Source organism: Methylobacter sp. (genome assembly GCF_004322395.1).
GTDB lineage: Bacteria > Pseudomonadota > Gammaproteobacteria > Methylococcales > Methylomonadaceae > Methylobacter_A.
In genome coordinates this window covers 1-19,315 of record NZ_SCTW01000080.1, presented here as the reverse complement: position 1 = coordinate 19,315, position 19,315 = coordinate 1, and the positions used below count along the sequence as shown (strand labels likewise).

At 45.8% G+C, this 19,315-nt stretch carries 16 protein-coding genes; 6 read left to right on the top strand and 10 right to left on the bottom strand.

The annotated features are described in order from the left end of the window. Positions 1–90: 90 nt before the first annotated feature. Positions 91–594 carry a DUF1269 domain-containing protein gene (locus EPO18_RS11650; RefSeq protein ID WP_292433542.1) on the top strand — a complete coding sequence of 168 codons (504 nt, stop codon included), beginning with the start codon at positions 91–93 and terminating at the stop codon, positions 592–594. 122 nt (positions 595–716) lie between these two features. Here EPO18_RS11650 and EPO18_RS11645 read toward each other — a convergent pair whose 3' ends face one another. Next, complete coding sequence (locus EPO18_RS11645) at positions 717–5,180, bottom strand: EAL domain-containing protein (RefSeq protein WP_292433541.1); 4,464 nt, start codon at positions 5,178–5,180, stop codon at positions 717–719. A gap of 175 nt (positions 5,181–5,355) precedes the next feature. Continuing rightward, entirely contained in the window at positions 5,356–7,095 is a 1,740-nt protein-coding gene (locus EPO18_RS11640) for a multicopper oxidase domain-containing protein (RefSeq protein WP_292433540.1), read from the bottom strand. A gap of 218 nt (positions 7,096–7,313) precedes the next feature. Here EPO18_RS11640 and EPO18_RS11635 point away from each other — a divergent pair, with 218 nt between their 5' ends. From EPO18_RS11635 to EPO18_RS11620, 4 genes are all read left to right on the top strand, one after another. Next, positions 7,314–8,921 carry a protein adenylyltransferase SelO gene (locus EPO18_RS11635; RefSeq protein ID WP_292433539.1) on the top strand — a complete coding sequence of 536 codons (1,608 nt, stop codon included), beginning with the start codon at positions 7,314–7,316 and terminating at the stop codon, positions 8,919–8,921. Between the two features lie 219 nt (positions 8,922–9,140). Then, the gene (locus tag EPO18_RS11630) at positions 9,141–9,470 is read left to right on the top strand and encodes a hypothetical protein (protein WP_292433538.1); all 330 of its coding nucleotides are present in this window, start codon (positions 9,141–9,143) and stop codon (positions 9,468–9,470) included. A 230-nt stretch (positions 9,471–9,700) separates the two neighbouring features. Continuing rightward, positions 9,701–10,198 carry a low molecular weight protein-tyrosine-phosphatase gene (locus tag EPO18_RS11625; protein WP_292433537.1) on the top strand — a complete coding sequence of 166 codons (498 nt, stop codon included), beginning with the start codon at positions 9,701–9,703 and terminating at the stop codon, positions 10,196–10,198. A gap of 13 nt (positions 10,199–10,211) precedes the next feature. Beyond that, complete coding sequence (locus EPO18_RS11620; RefSeq protein ID WP_292433536.1) at positions 10,212–10,931, top strand: dienelactone hydrolase family protein; 720 nt, start codon at positions 10,212–10,214, stop codon at positions 10,929–10,931. A 268-nt stretch (positions 10,932–11,199) separates the two neighbouring features. Here the strand turns inward: EPO18_RS11620 and EPO18_RS11615 are convergent, their stop codons facing one another. The 4 genes from EPO18_RS11615 to EPO18_RS11600 all read right to left on the bottom strand — a co-directional run bounded on the left by EPO18_RS11615 (position 11,200) and on the right by EPO18_RS11600 (position 14,690). Further along, entirely contained in the window at positions 11,200–12,003 is an 804-nt protein-coding gene (locus tag EPO18_RS11615; protein ID WP_292433535.1) for a penicillin-binding protein activator LpoB, read from the bottom strand. 11 nt (positions 12,004–12,014) lie between these two features. Continuing rightward, positions 12,015–12,623, bottom strand: coding sequence for a penicillin-binding protein activator LpoB (gene lpoB / locus EPO18_RS11610; protein WP_292433534.1), 609 nt, complete (start codon positions 12,621–12,623; stop codon positions 12,015–12,017). A 153-nt stretch (positions 12,624–12,776) separates the two neighbouring features. Continuing rightward, positions 12,777–13,178 (bottom strand): YcfL family putative periplasmic lipoprotein, encoded by a 402-nt coding sequence (locus EPO18_RS11605; RefSeq protein ID WP_292433533.1) that lies wholly within the window; start codon positions 13,176–13,178, stop codon positions 12,777–12,779. A gap of 3 nt (positions 13,179–13,181) precedes the next feature. After that, the gene (locus tag EPO18_RS11600) at positions 13,182–14,690 is read right to left on the bottom strand and encodes a COG3014 family protein (RefSeq protein WP_292433532.1); all 1,509 of its coding nucleotides are present in this window, start codon (positions 14,688–14,690) and stop codon (positions 13,182–13,184) included. A 294-nt stretch (positions 14,691–14,984) separates the two neighbouring features. On the opposite strand from EPO18_RS11600, the gene grxD reads away from it, so the two are divergent. Beyond that, a complete protein-coding gene (gene grxD, locus EPO18_RS11595) occupies positions 14,985–15,308 on the top strand; it encodes a Grx4 family monothiol glutaredoxin (protein WP_292433531.1) in 324 nt (107 codons plus the stop codon). A gap of 141 nt (positions 15,309–15,449) precedes the next feature. Here the strand turns inward: grxD and EPO18_RS11590 are convergent, their stop codons facing one another. The 4 genes from EPO18_RS11590 to EPO18_RS11575 form a co-directional block, all read right to left on the bottom strand. Then, a complete protein-coding gene (locus EPO18_RS11590; protein WP_292433530.1) occupies positions 15,450–17,582 on the bottom strand; it encodes an adenylate/guanylate cyclase domain-containing protein in 2,133 nt (710 codons plus the stop codon). A gap of 6 nt (positions 17,583–17,588) precedes the next feature. Then, positions 17,589–18,374, bottom strand: a complete 786-nt coding sequence (locus EPO18_RS11585) for a hypothetical protein (RefSeq protein ID WP_292433529.1) — start codon at positions 18,372–18,374, stop codon at positions 17,589–17,591. A 71-nt stretch (positions 18,375–18,445) separates the two neighbouring features. Continuing rightward, the gene (locus tag EPO18_RS11580; protein ID WP_292433528.1) at positions 18,446–19,162 is read right to left on the bottom strand and encodes a hypothetical protein; all 717 of its coding nucleotides are present in this window, start codon (positions 19,160–19,162) and stop codon (positions 18,446–18,448) included. After that, the coding region (locus tag EPO18_RS11575; RefSeq protein WP_292433527.1) for a hypothetical protein at positions 19,092–19,315 on the bottom strand (224 nt) is incomplete at its 5' end. The genes EPO18_RS11580 and EPO18_RS11575, both read right to left, overlap by 71 nt.

Here is a 19,315-nt window from a genome sequence, read left to right as displayed (position 1 = left end):
GCTGTATTGATTTGTTTTTTCTGACAACCTGTAAATAACCTTTCTTTGGACTTTATCGTCAATCCGAATATCGCTAAAAAGGAGAACGCCATGAGTAGAATCTATTTTTTAGTTCCCAATATTGCTATGACCCATAAAATTGTCGACGAACTCCGATCTGAAGGAATAGAAGAAAACGATATTCATGTTCTGGCGAAAAGAGACACGCCGCTTGAAGGTCTACCTGAAGCCGGGGTAAGCATAAAAACCGATTTTATTCCCGCACTTGAGCGAGGAGTCGCATTAGGCGGCACCACCGGATTATTGGCCGGATTAGTCGGTTTGCGCCTTGCGGGATTTGCAATTGCGGGAGGGCCGCTTTTAGGGATTATTATGGCAGGCGCAACCATCGGATCCATGATGAACGGTTTAATGGGTATGAATTCAGGCAATACAAGATTAAAGCAGTTTGAAGAGGCCATCGAACAAGGCGAACTTTTGGTCCTGGTTGATATCCCTACGGAGCGTATAGAAACTATTAAGCAACTTGTAATAAAACATCATCCCGAGGCAGAGTTTGAAGGCGTCGAACCGATTTTGCCGCCCCCCTTATAATGGATTGCAGTTGCTTTCGCTTTTTTCCTGGCTCTTATTTTTCAACAGAGCATAGCTTAAACTGCTGTCCGGATTCCGGGATTCACTTTAGTTAACCGATTTTTAGGATCAACGGCTAATATTTAGACTTGCTCGCGCAGTAATCGGACAAATTCTTCGGCCGGCAGGGGTTTACTTTTAATAAAACCCTGATAAGTGTCGCAGCCTTTTTCCCGCAAAAATGCCAATTGTTCAAGCGTTTCTACGCCTTCGGCTAGCACTTTGAATCCTAAAATATGTCCCATTGCAACAATCGTCGCGGTAATTTCCATATCGTCTTGCAGCGAAGGAATATCATCAATGAAGCTCTTATCTATTTTCAGCACATCTAAAGGGAAACGCTTGAGATTGGCTAGCGACGAATAACCGGTGCCGAAGTCGTCAATAGCAAGACGGACGCCTTGAGCACGAAGATTATTGAGTACTTCGACAGTTTTTTCTTCGTTTTCCATTAAGCCGCTTTCAGTTAATTCCAGCTCTAATAGCTCAGCAGGGAAGCCGGTTTCGTGCAACACCTCGGCTACGAGAGCACTGATGTCGCTTCGACGGAACTGATGAGGAGAAACGTTGACCGCTAAAGTTAGTGGCGGCAAACCGGCATCTATCCAGCGTCGGCCTTGTAGGCAAGTCTCGCGTAGCACCCAGGCGCCAATTTCTACAATAAGGCCGGTTTCTTCGGCAATGGGGATAAAGCTGCTTGGCGAAATCAGTCCTTCGGAGGGATCTTTCCAGCGTACCAACGCTTCGGCGCCGATTATCCGGTCACTGTCGATGTCAATTTGCGCCTGGTAATAAACGCATAATTCCTGTTGTTCAGTGGCGCGCCGTAGACGGGCTTCCATTGCGATACGCTCACGAGCAATAAGGGTAAATTCCTCGGAAAAATAGGCAAAACAGCCGCGCCCTTCGTCTTTAGCCCGATAGAGCGCAATGTCAGCGTTATCCATCAGTGTTTCAGGGCTGTCGCCATGTTGCGGAAACAAGCTAATGCCTATACTGGCTCCAATTCTCACCTTTCGGCTTAATTCAGGATGAGCATTGTTGCTTTGCAGTAATTGAAAAGGCTTACTTAAGTCGGAAACAATAGCTTCTGCGACGCGCGCCGCGTCTTCCGGATGAGCGATATCTTCCAACAGCACAACAAACTCATCGCCTCCTAAACGAGCGACCATGTCAACTTCACGCAATTTTGTTTTGATACGGGCGGCAACTTGTTGAAGCAACTCGTCACCGGCCAAATGTCCCATACTGTCGTTAACTATTTTGAAACGGTCCAGGTCAAGCATCAGCAACGCCAGGTGTTTGCTGTCACGCCGCTCTAGTTCAATGCCATGTTTCAATCGCTCCCATAGTAAGCGACGATTGGGGAGTGAGGTGAGCGGGTCGTAATAAGCCAAGTTATGAATGGTTTCTTCAGCTTCCTTGTCCTTGGTAATGTCGGCAAAAGAGGCAACGTAGTTAGTAATCCGGTTATTCGAATCGGTAACCGTGGTAATGCTAAGCCATGCGGGATAGACGTCCCCGTTTTTGCGCCGGTTCCATATTTCGCCCTCCCAGTAGCCATTCTGTTTTAGGCTATGCTGCAATGCTTGGTAGAAATAGACGTTCTGCCGCCCCGACTTAAGCACAGCGTGAGTTTGTCCAATGACATCCTCCGGACTATAGCCGGTGATGCGTATGAATGCCTTGTTGACTTTCAGAATTACCTGATTGGCATCGGAGATGGACATGGCTTCCTGCGATTCGAAAGCGGTTGCGGCGATGCGAAGCTCTGCCTCGGCCAGTTTTTGCTCAGTAACGTTGCGAAAGCTCCAAACTCTACCTACTACTTTATTATTAATCATTTGTGGGATGGAATTCCGCTCAACGATTCTTCCATCCTTAAACTCAATAACATCGAAAGATTGAGCTTCCGGGGTTGCATACAATTCCTTGACTTTGCTGGAGAAAGCTTCAGCATCTTTAAGTTGATTTTTAATGTAGCTGGACTCGTACGGCAGTTTTTCAGTGCCTATTTCGTTAGCGGCGGTTTCATTAGGAATTTGCCATAAATCAAGAAACTTTTGGTTATGCAACAGCCAATTGTTGTTCATATCCACAGACAGAATGGCTTCATCGGCGGATTCTAAGGTGGCTTTCAGTATTGATAAAGATTCCGCTATTTGTATCATTGACTGATTTCGTTCAATAGCCAGTTGCGCTAGATTGGTATAGTGGTCAATCAAGCTGATTTCGGCATCCGTTGGTTGTGCCGGCTGTCGATGATAGATGGCGAAAGTCCCGAGTACGCGGCCTTGATTATTTTTAATCGGCCGCGACCAGCAGGCTTGCAGATTGGCTTGTCTGGCGAGATCGCGAAACGGTTCCCAATAAGGATGAGCTTGCACATCTTCAATGATGACACTTTCACCGAGATACGCTGCCGTGCCGCAAGATCCGACGCCATTGCCAATTGCCAGGCCATCAATGGCTTGATTGTAAAAATCGGGTAAGCTGGGAGCTGCGCCATGGCGCAGATGCTTATTGTCTTCATCCAACAATAAAATTGAGCACAACATGTTGGGATGCAGCACTTCAATTTGATGTGTTAACTCATTCAGTACGTTGGTTAGGTCGGCCCCTTGATTAATTTGTTGAAGAATTTGATTCTGTAGCGCCAGTTCATCGGTGCGGCTACGTAATTTATTTTCGACGACTTTGCGCTCGGTAATGTCTCGCCAACAGACATGGATAATAAGCTCGCCATGCACTGTCATAGGTGTTAGAGATACCTCGACAGGAAGCAGTGAGCCATTGGCCCTGACATGTAGCCATTCGAACCTGTGGTAGCCCACCCGAAGGGCAGTGGCTATCATTTCAGCCTCTTTCTCTACTGAGTTTCGTCCATCGGGTTGATGGTCAGGCGATATTTCAGCGGGTCTGCAATTGATTAGTTCCGATTTTGAGTGATAGCCGAGTTGGGTTAATGCGGCTACATTGCAATCAATGAACACACCTTGTTTGAGGAGTAAAATGGGGTCGCTGGAATCTTCAAACAGGTGTCGAAATGCGTCCTCGCTTTCACGTAGCGCAGCTTCGGCTTGTTTGCGCTCAGTAATATCCTGAATGGTACCCACTAGTTGTACGGGATTGCCGGTTTTGTCGTATTCGATATCGCCATAATCGATTACCCAGCGTATTTTGCCGTCGCTTGGACGAATAACCGCATACTCCATCGTGAAGCGTTCGCGGTTATTGATTATTTCCCGATAGTGATCAAGCACATGCTGACGGTATTCAGGATCAATCAATTTTTTCCAATTCTGAATGTTCCGTTCATAGTGAGCATCGATACCGAAAATCTGATCAAGAAGAGGTGAGCTTTCCCACTGACCGGTCGCTAAGTCGGTCACGTAGTAACCTATACCTGCCGCCTCATGCGCCAAACGTAAAAGCTTTTCGTTACGGGCGGCTATTTTATTTTTTCGTTTTAGCGACCTATAGGCAGCTAATAGAATTAAGGCAATAACGCTGGTTAATAGGGTAATAACGGCGGCAATTTTGATATATTGGCGCAGCTTGTCTTGGTCGGCTTTGGGGTTGGGATCATAGCTGAAATCTTGTAGAAGCTTATCGTTTTCAACCATACCTGCCTTGACGAACGTTTCAGCCATGTGCCGCCAGCGCCAGGGATTCATGTGCCCCAGATCGATGACATCCGGTATTATCAATGAACGGATTGCATCGGCTTCAAATTCAAGATGGTCTCTGGATTTGTTGACTTTATATTTATTGAGCAGCAGATCGATAATTTCCTGCGGATGATCCATTGCGTAATACCATCCTTCAAGACTGGCCTGACGAAACGCTTTCACGCGTTCGGGATGCTGTTTTAGTTCTTCTTCCGTGGTAAACAGAATATCGCTGTAGAAGTCGACACCATAATTGCGGGGGTTGAGCACGGTGAACTCAACGCCTTGCTGCTTTAGAAAATAAGGTTCGTTGCTTAGGTAAGAATTAAATGCGTCGACTTTGCCGTCAACTAAATCGCGAATTTCATAACTACTGGGGATGACATGAAGGCGGCTTATGTCTATGCCCTCATTATTGAACATCGCGACGAAATCAGCATCGACGGTTTTATCCAGCAACATGATTTTTTTTCCGACTAAACCGTCAGGCGAAAAAATTCCGGCATCTTTTCGGGCGATTAACACCGAAGGAGAATGCTGATATACCGCAGCCAAGGCGACGAGTGGTGCGCCGCGTAGCCGTTCCAGTAATAATTCGCTATTGGCTTCACCGTATTGGGCATGTCCTTGAAGAACTTCCTGTAGCGGCTTTTTTGCCGGACTTCCTTCGTGGATAATTACGTCGAGTCCCGCAGCTTTATAATAACCTTTTTCCAGTGCGGCATAATATCCGGCAAATTGAAACTGATGATGCCAGCGTAACTGTAAGTGGATAGGTTCCGCCAATGCCAAAAAGCATGGACATAGCAATGCCATAAAAAGCGTGGCACGGATTTGCATCATGTTTGGAGTAATCCACTTTTTACGCTTAATCATTTTTTTTGCGCAACGCATAGGCAAAATCCGGTGGCCTCTGCCTGAATGTTCGTGGATTAAGATTGGAAATAAATGTAGAAATTGCAATGCGAAGCTTTGGGATTGCTCCTGCATTTTTGCTCACTGGCCTTGCTTACATTCATGTAAGCAAGGCCTCTATTTGCGACGAGTTAAGTTATTTATTAAGCAGTTTCAGTATACGGTCATAAATCATCTGCCGGTTAATTATCAGCACATAGCTTAATAAGCCCAGTATGAAGCCGAATAATAATTTTCCAAAAGCAGAACTTTCCTGATCGGCTGCTGGCTGAGTTGTTGCCGGCGTCCATTGAGGTTGTACGTTTTGTACCGCAACTTTAGACGGTTGGTATTCCGCTTTCAGGTCAGGCAGACCTAAACTGCGCCACTCATCATAATCCTGCCAGATAGGATAATTGCGTTTCCAGAGTCCTTTGGTGAAATAGGGCGCAAGGCTCATGCCGTGTGCTTTGGGAATGCCTTTTTCATCAAGGAAGCCGTCATAGACGACCAGACTGATGTCGCCGCCTTCACCAACGCCGTTTGTGGTAAACGATTTTTCAACATGATCATGGAACATCCAGATACCTTGACCAAAGCTATGCAAGCCATCATCGACACCGCTTAATTCGAGGTCCATACGTTGTGCAGGCACCATGCCGTGTACATCACGGGTGATATAAGAGCTGGGACCGTTATCGACACCGTCATAATGAGTTATAGTCGGCTTGTGGCCATGGATATGCACAGCCATGGCTTCCGTGTGACCGTTCAGGACACGCAGTTTAACTTTTTCATCCTGCTTCATTTCAATCAACGATTCCCTTAGGGTATAAGGGAAAGAGCGACCATTCAGCATGAAATAATCGTCGGTGGCATCGGTCGTGTCGTATTCCATGTTCATATGCTTGGCAATCAGACGAGGATCATTAGCTGACCTGGCCACAAGCTCATGTAATTCTTTATCGGCCGATTGATAATGCAGGTCATATTCCCGTGCATATTTTTCAAGCACTGCCACCGATGGATGGCGTACTTGACCAGCGCCCACATTCAGAGTTTGCACCCAGTTGTTGGGGCGGTTTTCCTCAACAATAAAAATACCCTGTAAGCCCATTGGGATATGAGTGTGTGGCTGAACATGGCAATGGTAATACATAGTGCCCGGTTGACGAGGCTTAATCACATAAGTCTTGCTTTGGCCCGGCATCGTATCCATGTTGCTGGTTTGCCCAACGCCGTCATTACCGCCACCGCTATGATCCATGTACGGATGATCGATACCATGCAAATGTATCGAATGCGGCAAATAATGGGTGTTTTCCAGAACCAGCCAGACCACGTCATCCTGTTCGACGCGAATTACAGGTGACGGTAAGCGCAGCAGTGGATTAGCTATCGGCTCATAAATACTCAGCGTAGACATATCACGCGTTTTTGGCGCAAAGACCCAAAAAGTCGGCTGGATGCCCGGCGCTATATCGAAAGTGGTGGTGGGGTCTTTCATGTCCGGCGAATGACCATTGAGTTCCGCAACTTCAAGTTTGATAATAATTTTATCCGGATCGCCGTCGCCGTCGACATCGTCGGACATGGTAACGGCGTCCGCGGCAAGCTGGGTTTCCATCAGCGTTTTCATTGAGATGCCGTTAGTACCTTTCACAAAGGCGGCGACATCAGCCGGATTGTCGGGATTACATAGTCGTGAAGCCTGTATTTTTACACCATCAACAACTTGTTCTTTGCGCCATTCGGGAGAAGTGAAATCGGAACAAACTTCTTCAACCGGCCCCATATCTACCTTGGACGTAGGGGGTAAATCGCTGGCCGCTTGACTCCAAGAATGTACAAGGAGCAGAGTGGCGCCGCACATGAAGGTAAGAAAATTTTTATGCATACAACGACCTCAAAAAAATACAACTAAATAAAAACGCACAACGCCAAACCAAAGCGGAGGTTCTTTAACTTGGCTATTTTAACTGAATATCAAGGAAAATTCATTTTTAACGCTAGATTAAGCTTAAAATGTCATTTAAAGATTTTATGACTATGCGGAAGGATCATCATCAACCCAAAACAGTCAGTAATTACTTGCAAATGAAAAGAGCAGAACAGATGAATTCCCAAACAAAAATTTCCGGACTTAACAAGTTGATCTTCGATAACCGTTTTATTCGCGAGTTACCAGCCGATCCACAAACCGTCAATAGTCGTCGCCAAGTATTCGGAGCTTGTTATTCGCGAGTAATGCCGACTAAAGTTGCCAATCCGCAAATGGTCGCTTATTCCAGAGAAGTTGCTGAGCTTTTGGATTTGAGCGCCGAAGATTGTGAATCGGATTACTTTACTCAGGTATTTGTCGGCAATCGTCTGTTATCCGGCATGGATCCTTATGCAACTTGTTACGGCGGCCACCAGTTCGGTAATTGGGCGGGACAGCTTGGTGACGGTCGAGCTATTAATCTGGGCGAAGTACTCAATCGTCTAGGCGAGCATTGGACATTACAGCTGAAAGGCGCAGGCGAAACACCTTACTCAAGGACTGCTGACGGTTTGGCGGTATTGCGCTCCTCGGTGCGCGAATTTTTATGCAGCGAAGCCATGTATCATCTGGGTGTGCCGACTACGCGAGCATTGAGCCTGATACTGACCGGCGAGGAAGTTATCAGGGATATGTTTTACAATGGCAATCCCAGACCCGAGCCGGGCGCAGTGGTGTGCCGGGTTGCGCCATCGTTTACCCGTTTTGGCAATTTCCAGATCTTCACCGCCAGGGGAGAGCTTGAGCTGCTGAAAAAACTGCTGGACTACACCATTCGCACCGACTTTCCGCATTTGGGCGAGCCGTCGCTGGACGTTTATCTTAAATGGTTTGAAGAAGTCTGCCGCAGAACAGCGGAGATGATCGTGCACTGGCAGCGTGTCGGCTTTGTTCATGGAGTAATGAATACCGATAATATGTCGATACTCGGCCTTACTATAGATTACGGCCCTTACGGCTGGCTGGAAAATTACGATCCCAACTGGACGCCCAACACTACCGATGCGGCTGAGCGTCGGTATCGTTTCGGCCACCAGCCCCAAATCGCTTTTTGGAATCTGGGACAATTAGCCAATGCCATTTATCCGCTGATTGAACAGGTTGAACCTTTGCAACAAGCGATCGACGCCTACAAGGAAACTTTTGAGCGAGGCTGGCAAATTATGGTCGCCGGTAAGCTGGGACTGAGTGCTTATGATCCGTCCATTGATAACGAACTAAATACCGAGCTGTTGATCCTGTTGCAATCGGTTGAAACGGACATGACCATATTTTATCGCAAGCTTGCTAAGCTGGTTATGGACGTTGAGCTCAGCAATGAGGCTTTGATGACGCCGCTGATGGATGCTTATTATGTAACGGAGCAATTAACCGATGACTACAAAGCACGTCTTGGCAACTGGCTCAGGCTTTACATAAAGCGAGTTCAAAATTCCGGCATCACCGATGCTGAGCGGCAAAAAAGCATGAACGCTTCCAATCCCAAATACGTGCTGAGGAACTACATGGCTCAACTTGCGATAGACAAAGCAGAGCAGGGTGATTTTTCGATGGTTAATGAGTTACTGGAAGTATTGCGCCATCCTTATGATGAACAACCCGGCAAGGAAGAATTTGCCTTAAAACGTCCCGATTGGGCAAGGCAACGGCCGGGGTGTTCAATGCTATCATGTAGTTCTTGAGAGAAGACGCTGTTTAGAAACAACAAGCTTCATATGGGCTAAGCGGCTTGAGGTCGTATTTCCAAACCAATAGAAAATAAGTTTGTCTTAACACAGGGTTACACTAGAATTTTAATATTTATAACGATCTGCTTTATATGGTCAACCGTTGCCCAGCGTGCTTAATTTAATAAGTGATACAGCTACTCCATAACAATAATTAATAATTTAAGGAATAATATGAATAAGAAAACCTCAATGTTTTTAGTGGCTATATGCATCGGCTTATCAGCATGTAGTGGGGAGAAAGGTAATGGACGCAGTGTTAAATCAGCTTTCATTAACAACTGCATAAAACAGGAAAGTTCCACACGCTCAACGGAACAAGCCCAAACTTACTGTAACTGCGCAGCCGATTCGGTTTTTAGCAATAGCAGTATTTCCGATGAAACCAAAAATCTCATGCCCACCATGAGCGATAAGGACAGTAAACTATACAAACAAAATGATATAGCAAAGGTTAAGGGCTTGCTTATGTCTTGCTACACTACTAACTTTTATAAAAAATAAGCTTGATGCAGCACAGCCGGTAGAGCAATTGGCGAACGATCCGCCTCGAAAAACTCAAGCATCCATAATATGCGACACAATATCAAAGCGATTAATGATGTTACGCCGGAGATATGATTTCAGCGATCATGAAATACTTTATTCCCCAAAATAAAATCATAAGTATATGATATTAAGTGAGTTTAAAAATAAAAAAACAGGTCAAAAATTTTCAATTTAAATGGCACAAGATGTTAAAAAATAAAGATAAAATTAAGGTTCTTTTCGTTTGTATGGGCAATATTTGCCGTTCACCTACGGCTGAAGGCGTTTTTACTAAATTAGTCAAGGATCATAACCTGGAAGCGCATTTTGCGATCGATTCAGCCGGTACTCATGCCTATCATGTCGGCAATGGACCTGACTTGCGTTCACAATCGGCCGCCCGTGAACGGGGCATTGATTTATCTAATTTGCGAGCCCGGCAAGTCATTAATGGAGATTTTGAAGACTTCGATTTTTTGCTGGCGATGGATGATGAAAATTATTCGATACTAATCAATGCCTGTCCCGAGCAATACAGGTCCAAAATCAAATATTTTCTCGATTATGCGCCGCATCTCAATGAGCGTGAGGTTCCTGATCCTTATTACGGCGGCCAATACGGTTTTGAGCGGGTGCTGGATATGGTAGAAGAAGCCTCCGCCGGTTTTTTAAAAAAGCTACAAGAATCGGGCAAGATAAAATAATAAGGAGAATATTATGGCGATTGTATCTAATACCGTAACTTATCTGGATGGCGATGTATTACTGGAAGCTTTTTTTGCTTTCGATGACGAGTTTTCAGGTCGCAGGCCTGCGGTTTTAATCAACCATACCTGGGTTGGCCGGGATGACTTTGTTGCCGAAAAAGCCAAAAAACTTGCTGCCTTAGGTTATGTCGGTTTTGCAGTTGATATGTATGGCAAAGGTATTTTAGGCTCAAATCCTGAAGAAAACATGAAGCTCATGCAGCCTTTTATGGCTGATCGGGCCATGCTGCAAAAACGCATGAAAGCGGCTTTGGCGGCAGTGAAATTGATGCCTTGGGTTGACGACGGTAAAATCGCCGCGATTGGTTTTTGTTTTGGCGGCTTGTGTTCGCTTGACTTGGCCAGAACCGGCGTCGACATTAAAGGCGTGGTCAGCTTTCATGGCTTGTTGGCTGCGCCTGATAATACGCAGGGTAACACCATCAAAGCAAAAATCCTGGCTTTGCATGGACGGGATGATCCGATGGTTCCGGTTGAGCAAATGCTGGCTTTTGAGCAGGAAATGACCGAAGCGGGCGCCGATTGGCAGTTGCACACTTACGGCAATACCATGCATGCGTTCACCAATCCAGTCGCCAATGATCCGACATTCGGCACCGTCTATCAGCCCGATGCAGATCGGCGATCATGGATAGCGATGCAAAATTTTTTGACGGAAATATTCGGTTAACAATCACTTAATTTTAAAAAACGCAGTTAGTCCACGAAAAGCACAAAAAGCACGAAAAAATTCAAATAGATACCCAATTGAAGGTAGTCACCTAAAGAGTGAATAACTAAATCAATGGAACATATTGATTTCTTTCGTGTCGCCTAGAGGCGCCTACTTTTGGCTTTCGTGCTTTTCGTGGACGAACTGCGTTTTTTAGGATTAACAGGCTTAATGCTTTCGCCGTCTCTGGAATTCAGAACCTGCACAATAGGCGCAAACCGGTTTCTTACTGGCTAAAATGTATGACTTCTCCTTCCTGCATGCTACTGCCGGTTGAGGGGTCGGCATTTCGATAACTGCCGCCGCCCAGTTGTTCACTAATTTGCCTTGCTACATCTATTCCCAAGCTTTTAGACACTTCCGAAACAACTTTGCCGCGGCTCGGCACGACACGGCTTCCGCCGGTAACAACGCGCACATCTTGCCCTTCACCGGTTGCACTAAATGCGGCTTTTACTTCGTAAGTGCGTGTGTTGATCAGGCTGAATTCGGCCACCAACATCAGACTGAAGGTGTTGGACAGCGTGTCGGTGCCGATAATGGGATTAACCTCATCGCGAAAATCAAGCTCGCTGACCGTGCCGAACAGCACATAATCTGCCCCTGGATAAGCGCCTTTTTTGATGCGGCTGATTATGTCGTAGACTTTTTCGCTGCCTTTGGCGGTATAAGGTTTGGCCTGCGTTACCTGAAAGTCACCGGATCTAAGGATTTCCCCCTTAATATCGCCGACAAATTTACGCAACTCTCCATATTCGATATAGCTGTAACTGCTTTCGACTTCGGTGTAATCAGTCTTTGAGTTTTCGCTATACGATGAACGGCTCGATGCCGAAGAGCTTTCAAAACTATCACGTTCACGGTCGCTCTGGCTGCCGCGCGCCGATGACTTATTGTGATAATCAACCAGATGAAAATAACCGCTGACCCGCTCGGCATAAGCCAGGTCGGTTACCGCAATTTTGGCTGCTTGGGCAGCGAATGCCCCAAGCAACAACGACACAAGAAATAACAAACGTAATAGTTTCATTTTATTTCCTGCTAGAACATAGATCTATTAGATGTTTTGCGGATTTCTTTTTCATCCGCCCATTCCATAGTGCCGGATTCAATATCCACCAGTTGTAAGCTGAATTTGTAATACACGTCTTTAACATCGTCCGCTCGTTTTACGATGGAAGTGATAGTGCCTTCGATGCGGAAATCCGCTCCCTCCATGTTGCCCATTTTTTTAGATTTGCTTTTCTTGTACAGGCCGGTTTGGTTTTGCCGGGTCAATTCATCGACTTGGGTTTGCATCGCGCTGGTGTCTACCGCAAAGCGAACCATGCCGCTTTTTACAATTTTAGAGCGTATTGAATCGGTGATTGATTTGGTGTCTATATATTCGCTGGTTCTGTTTTTTACTTCCGCAACGGTCACTAAAGGACGCGATTTTGCAAACAGGGCAGGGGATTGCAACAGCGAGTTGGCCATCGATTCCGCTATGGTTTGCAGGTCGGTAGAACCAAACTCGTTAGTTAACGTTTCAACGGCTTTACTGTCGCCGTACTCAACATTGCCCGAACTGAGCGTTGGCGATTGCGTTGCGCAGCCGCTTAAAAGTAGCGCTACCGTCGCAGCTTTGAGGGCATTATTTGATTTATACATGGGTTTATCTCTCTTTAAGTAAATTAATGGACGACTTCAAGCCGTCTCTACAGAAAATTATTGTTTTTAGCTATCTCGGAGTGCGGGCTTCGTCTGCAAGCGCAAGCAAAGCTTGCACTCCTGTTAGTAAAATAGCCTTTTGGGGAAATCATCTTAAGGTAGTTGACCCGTGTTATCCGGGCTTTGCACAACAAGCCTGAAATCCGTAACTTGAGGCGACGGCGCAACAGCTGTTATCGTTTGTTTCTGGTAAGCATAAACAAGTACCGGCTTCCAGGCCTCTTCGTTTCCGACCACAAAACCATTGGTATCCATCCACTTAAAACGATAGTAAAGTTGTCGGTTATCCGAGTCGGGATTATTGATCTCAGCCTGTACAGTCAAAAGATGATTGCGTTTTAAGGCACGCAGGTCAGTCACCTGTAGATACGACATTTCACTCAGTTGCTCTACCTTGGCATTGATGCTGCCGGGTCGCGGTGGCGGCTTGTGGCTGGCGCAGGCGCTGAGCAGCAATAAAGCGATAGCTAACGGTATACTTTTAAAGGAAGGCATGGTTTATCCTTTTGCTTGTTGAATAGGTTTTTTGGCTTTTTTCTTTTTCGATTTTGCCGAGGCTTTCTTCTCAGGTTCGGTTATTGCCGTGTTTTCAGTATTGTGAGAGGGTTCAATCACAGCGGGGGCGGCATAAACCGGCATTTGCGGCCCATAAGCAGGTTGCGACCAATAAACCTGGTTACCCAGCAGCCGGGTAAGCACTATAGCGTGAGATCCTTGAATATCGATGGGTTGCTTGCTGCCGCCAATAGCGATGTCATGTTTGCCGGAAGGCAATGTCATACGGGCAATGCTGATGGTAGCAGGCAAGGTGCGCCAAGTGCGCTCATCCGCAGATTCAGTAACGACATTGGCGACATTTAATGCAATGCCTGCAATCGCCGCACCGCCGCCTTGATCCATCAGGGCTTTTTGAGACATGGTTTTTGCAGCGGCGCGAAGAATACCCCGAACAATAATCCCCGGCATATCATCCTTTAATGCACGCTTGGACATCGTATCAAGACTGGTGATTCCGGCTAACGGCAGCGTGTCCTTACCGTCAATGCTGATGGTGCTGGGCTGCAGAGTGCGGCTTGGGTCTGAATGCAGCACCGGAAACGAAATAGGGATAACCCCTAAATTGCTGACGATAACCGGAACTGGAATGGTGACAGAGCTTAGTGCAGGCGCAACGCCGGATTCGACTACAAATAACACATCGGTTTCCGATGGTTTACGAAGGTTGGGACGCGCTTCTAATGCAGCTAAGCCGTCTTCCAGGATTTTTATATTCGGCTGTAGTTCAATCGCTTGCCGATAACCTGGAGAGGCAAGCCCCTGTTCATTTAGGGCTTCGTATACAAAACCGGCCAAATAATGACTGAAAGCGCTTTGGTAACCATTTTTTAGCGTAGTGACTTCGGCCGAGTTTAGCGTTTCGACCGGATAACCGTTCAGGTCTTTAAAGGTCGTGGTGATGCCTTTTTCTTTACTCTCCTGTTCCAGCGCCTCGGTATCTTTCGCATTAATCTCCGCGATAATGGCTTCCCGCTCGTGAGTTTTCTTAATCTCGGTTCTGGCGGCGTTCCAGTCTCCGGACAATAAGTGATCAAGTGCCAGTCGGGTAGACAGCATGACTTTTTCATAATCATGACCATCGTAGCGGCGGGTTTTATCATTTAAAACCACCGCGCCTGCGTTTTCCAAAATGGCGCCGGCTCTGATTTTAGCTTCATTTTCCCATTCATTGACCTTTTGATCAGCCAAAAGCCATGCGCCTGCGCTGTCTTTGTATTGGCTTTTCAAACGTAATAATTCGCCTTTTTCCAGGTAGTAAAGCAAATCATAATCGCCGCCGGTATTGTTGGATTCGTGTTGAGTTATAGCTTGGTCCAGCTGGCCTTGCCCGGCCAGATCGATGGTTTGTTTGAGTTCATCATCGTAGCTGCGCATTACGGAGCAGCCGGACAGGGTTATGGTTAATACAAAAGGCAGTGCAAGGCTGCTGGGACGGATAAATAGGGACATGATAATTCCTTGTTTTATTATTTTTATTATTTAGTTATATCCGGCGGCTTAGGCATCATCCGTAACCAAGCAACCGATATAGGAAAAAGTATAAATGTTTTTTATAGCTAATGGTTTGTTATTTTGGGGGGATTAGAAGGAGATAAAAATAATGTTATTGATCTAACCGGATGTATTTAAATGATGCATGTAGGGCAGCAACTTACATTCTCGACCTTAGATTGCAAGATTTTCTTTTTTAATAAATATAAAGTTGATAAAATTACTTGGTTTTTTATTATTGGGTGAACCGTCATGAGCGTTATCGAAAGAATTAAAGACCAGATTGAAAATAATCAGGTTGTTTTGTATATGAAAGGATCGCCGGATTTTCCTCAATGTGGCTTTTCCGGAAAAACGGTACAGATATTGGATGCCTGTCATGCCGAATATGCGCACGTTAATATTCTTGAGGATCCTGAACTTCGTGAAGCACTTAAAGAATACTCGAACTGGCCGACTTATCCCCAGCTTTATATCGGCGGTGAGTTAGTTGGCGGTTGCGATATCGTTATTGATCTGTATGAGAAAGGCGAGCTGGCAAAGATGCTGGCTATGGTTGGCGGTGTAGAGGACTAAATAATAGCGATAAGAATGACACCGATTACTATAAATCGGTGTCATTCTTGTCTTCAACAGCCCTTTAATTCCAGCCGCTTCCAGCGCTTGACTATCATGCAAAAATTGGAAGCGGGTAAAATCAGCGAAAGCAAAAATCTCTTACTTTTCCTGTAAGTGCCATATACCTTGCTCGGTCAGCAATCCTCGTTTAAGCCAATTTTTTAGGGTTATCATGTCCTTATTATATATATCCGGGCAAGGCAAAGTGGTTTCCTGATGATTCTGCTCAACCGCAGAAAGCCAATTTTCCCAAACATTAATATTTTCGGCAGTAAAACGCTCATCCTCGCGATTGCCTAAAGCATATAGCATTGCCGGGATGTTTCGGCCTTTAACGCAGATAAAGCCTAAACGCCTGACTGGGATATCCATTTTTTTTGCGGTTTCCACAAGTTCCCCCGTGACGATAATCTGGGTGTTGAACATTCGCGTTAATCCTTCTACTCTTGAAACTAGGTTCAAAGGATCGCCGAGTATTCCGAATTTTCTTACTCCACGCTTGGGTCCCAAATCGCCCATTGCCACAAGACCGGGTGTCAGGGCGATGCCGGCATTAATGGTTTTACCTATTTCTTCAAGGACTTTCGGATCAAATTTATCGGCATACCGCAAAGGTACAGAGGCGAAAAAGTTTTGCTGTAAAATAGCCAGCTCTAATGCCGCCTGTAGGGCGTTCCGATAAGCCTGTTCCTTTTCGCTTTCGAGAAAAGGCCAGTGATAGCAGACCATATCGGCGACGTATGCTTCGAGCCAGCCGTGATATTTGTCCTGTAACATTAATGACGTTTCATTAAGATAATCGTTCATTAGATCGAGAAGACTTTCAGGTTCCTTCAAGATGCCGGTTATAGTGGTGTAGCCTTCGAGATCACTCATTAGCACCACAGTTTGGCAATTGGTGTTCTTAAAGCCTTCATTAGTTTTCAATTTTAGCAGCATGTTATGGACTGGCCGGGGCAGATATTGACTAGCCAGTTTTCCTTCTCGAAGACCTATTAACAGGTGCACGCCTGTCGTCAGCAATGCTCCTGCTGTATATGTCGCCATGATTGCGGTGACCGGCCAGAGCTGTAATACCGGATTAATAAAACATAACCCAATCATAATGGTAAGGATCAATCCACCCACAACCCATAGCATCGACTGACTTAGATAGGCACCAGTCAGAACACTGATGATTGCTATGCCAATGAGCATGATTATGTTGATAACCTTGTTGGGTCTGCGCGGATAATCATGATTTAATAAAGTTTCCACGGCATCTGCAATATACTGCGCTCCAGGCGTTAACAGCTTGGGGCCGACAAGAGCCGTAGTCATCGGCGTGATAATCGTATCGGTCGTCTCTGTGGGGGCTGTCACTTGAAATATGATGGCTTTATTTTTAACAAGAGCTGCGGTTTTGATTGCCGTATCCTGATCGCAGGATGCCAATGCGCTTAAAGGAAGGAACAGCCGTTCATTGTTGTTTTGCACGTCGTAGAGCGGTTTACTCAAACGAATGCGTTTACAGGGTAAGCCTTTATCGCAAATTTCGTTTTGGCTTTTATCATCCAGAGACGACCGCAACAGATTAGGATCGACTGATTCCGCAAGCCTCAAAACGGCGTGATTGTCGCTTAAATCGATCCAGCGTGCGACGGAGCTGCTGCGTGTCAACAAGTGATCCAATGCTTCAACAGATTGTCCGGAAATAAGCGCAGCAGCATCAAAATCAAACAGCAAAAAATCAGGTAAATCCCTTTGTTCGGTAGGAAAAGGAGCTATGCTGAATTGCGATATCGCCCGCTCTGTCATCCTTAATGGTGCATTGCCCGCTTCACTGCTCAATACTTGACACTGATTGGCGGACGTTACCGTACATTGAGGCATGGACCAGCGGGTTTCCCCATTCTTCTCTATACAGGACGCGTAAGGCATACGTCCTTCCAATTGTTTAGATACACGAGCATCCAGAAAAATGCCTTTGGTGCCCGCAGCAACCAGACGCTCTGTAGCCAAGGCAAAAAGAGGAAGTGCCTGGATACGCGACACATCCATCGGTATTTTTTCATCCAAGACAACGACCGCAACGTATTTCCATTGACTGCGAGCTTTGTTGACAACGGCCGAATCATGAATCCAATAATCAATACTGTTATCGAATGTAAAATCCAGGCTTATGCCGATCAAAGCGGCTACCCATATAAAATTCAGTAGCAGCTTGACATTAATGAGAGGCGATTTGAACATCACTCTCTAGAATTGATTCGATAGCCAAACAGCCTGGGATGATTGAGGATAGGAGAAATCCTTAATAACAGCCGTAAAGCAATCAATAACCAGTTTATCGGCATCGTTTTGCTCATCGTATTCATCGGCAGCAGGAATGACCGTATTCACATGACCATTCGTATCTACCAGCCAAGTGAGTTTAATATGCGTATCGGTCTCATTAAGGGCTCTGCATAAGCTAATGTCCGGTTGCATTGCTGAAATGACTTTTTCCTTGTCGGCTTCTGCATTGCTCTGCGAGGGCTCGTCTTTATTAGGGTCGCCTTGTATCTGCAGTGAACGCATTCTGACTGAAGTGGTTCTTTGTTCGAGTCCTTTGGGATGCGGATCGGAATTTAGAGTCGTAATGACGCAACTGAGCGCATTTAGGCCATCTTTACCATCGTCGCAATTCATCTTGTTATTCGTCCATGGACTGCAATTAGCCAAATCGCTGGGTTTTATCCAGGGCGGCTGGTCGCTGTTAACACTAATCCGAATGGGGTTTGGCGAACGATTTTGACAAATTCCCTGAGTATCGGCACTTCTCTGTGACTTGAACCATAATCGCGCACCGGGCATTAAGTTAAACTCGCTGCCCAAGGCAATATCGTCAGCAGTTTTGCAGGTGTTGCCCGATATTGTTATACCATTACTTTTGTTCACCAGATAACGTAAAACACCGCATTCATCGGCATGCAAAATACTCGTATATCCCAGAAAAAAAAGAGTGCTTATTAAAAGCGGATTTGTTTTAAATTTTAATAGCATATGCACACCTGGTTTTTTATTTACTAAAGTTTTAGAGTTTATTTTAGCCCATTTGATAGCGCTGTCATGCTTCATTGAAACACTTTCTCACTGCCTAGCTTGGTTCTCAAAATATCCGGCCATATGTCAAGCCAGCAGCAGACATGATCGTATTCCGGTAGCGGTAAATATATCGCATTTTTCTGCATTCGACTGAACGATTCGATAATTTTGGCCGGTACATTGTCATCTTTGAGACCAGTCAGGTGAATTTGCCGGACGCTTACCGGTATGTGCGCATCTTTTGCTGGGTTTAAAGAGGCGGCCGGCGCCGAATATCCATGGTGACGGCTCCAGGCTTCAATATCCAGATTAGCGGCAATGGTTATCACAACGGATGTTTTTTTCAGGCCCGAAGCCAACAAGGTCGCCAAAGCTCCACCACCGCTGTAGCCGATCAAAACCAAATTCTTAACTTTTTTTGACGACATCCATTGTTGAATCGCTGCATTCATGCTGACGACCACTTCGGCGGCGTAACGATGCGAAGTCCATAGGGATTCATTACACAAGGTCGACATATTCAGTCCATAATAACAAGGTCTGCCGAGTAACACCGCGGCTGCCGGGTCTTTCGTCATCATTTCCAGGATCAAGGGATTTCTAGGAGTGGGGTCGTCTGCTATTTTCCTGCTCGTTGTCCATGGTGTACCGTCACCGTCCAGATAGACGTGCAACTCATCGATAACATCCGAACGGCTTGCCCGAGAGTTGATAAACAGCCGGTGTTGATAGGGGGAGCCAGCCACCCATTGATTGCTTAAACCTAGTTTCGTTGCTGTGCCGATAAATTTTTCCGAGGGCGTGGCGCATCCCTGGATAAGAAAAAGCAAGCATAAAATCAATGAAAATGGCAAGTTTATCATTATGAAAATTAGGTTTGTTTTGCAAAAAAAGAAAAC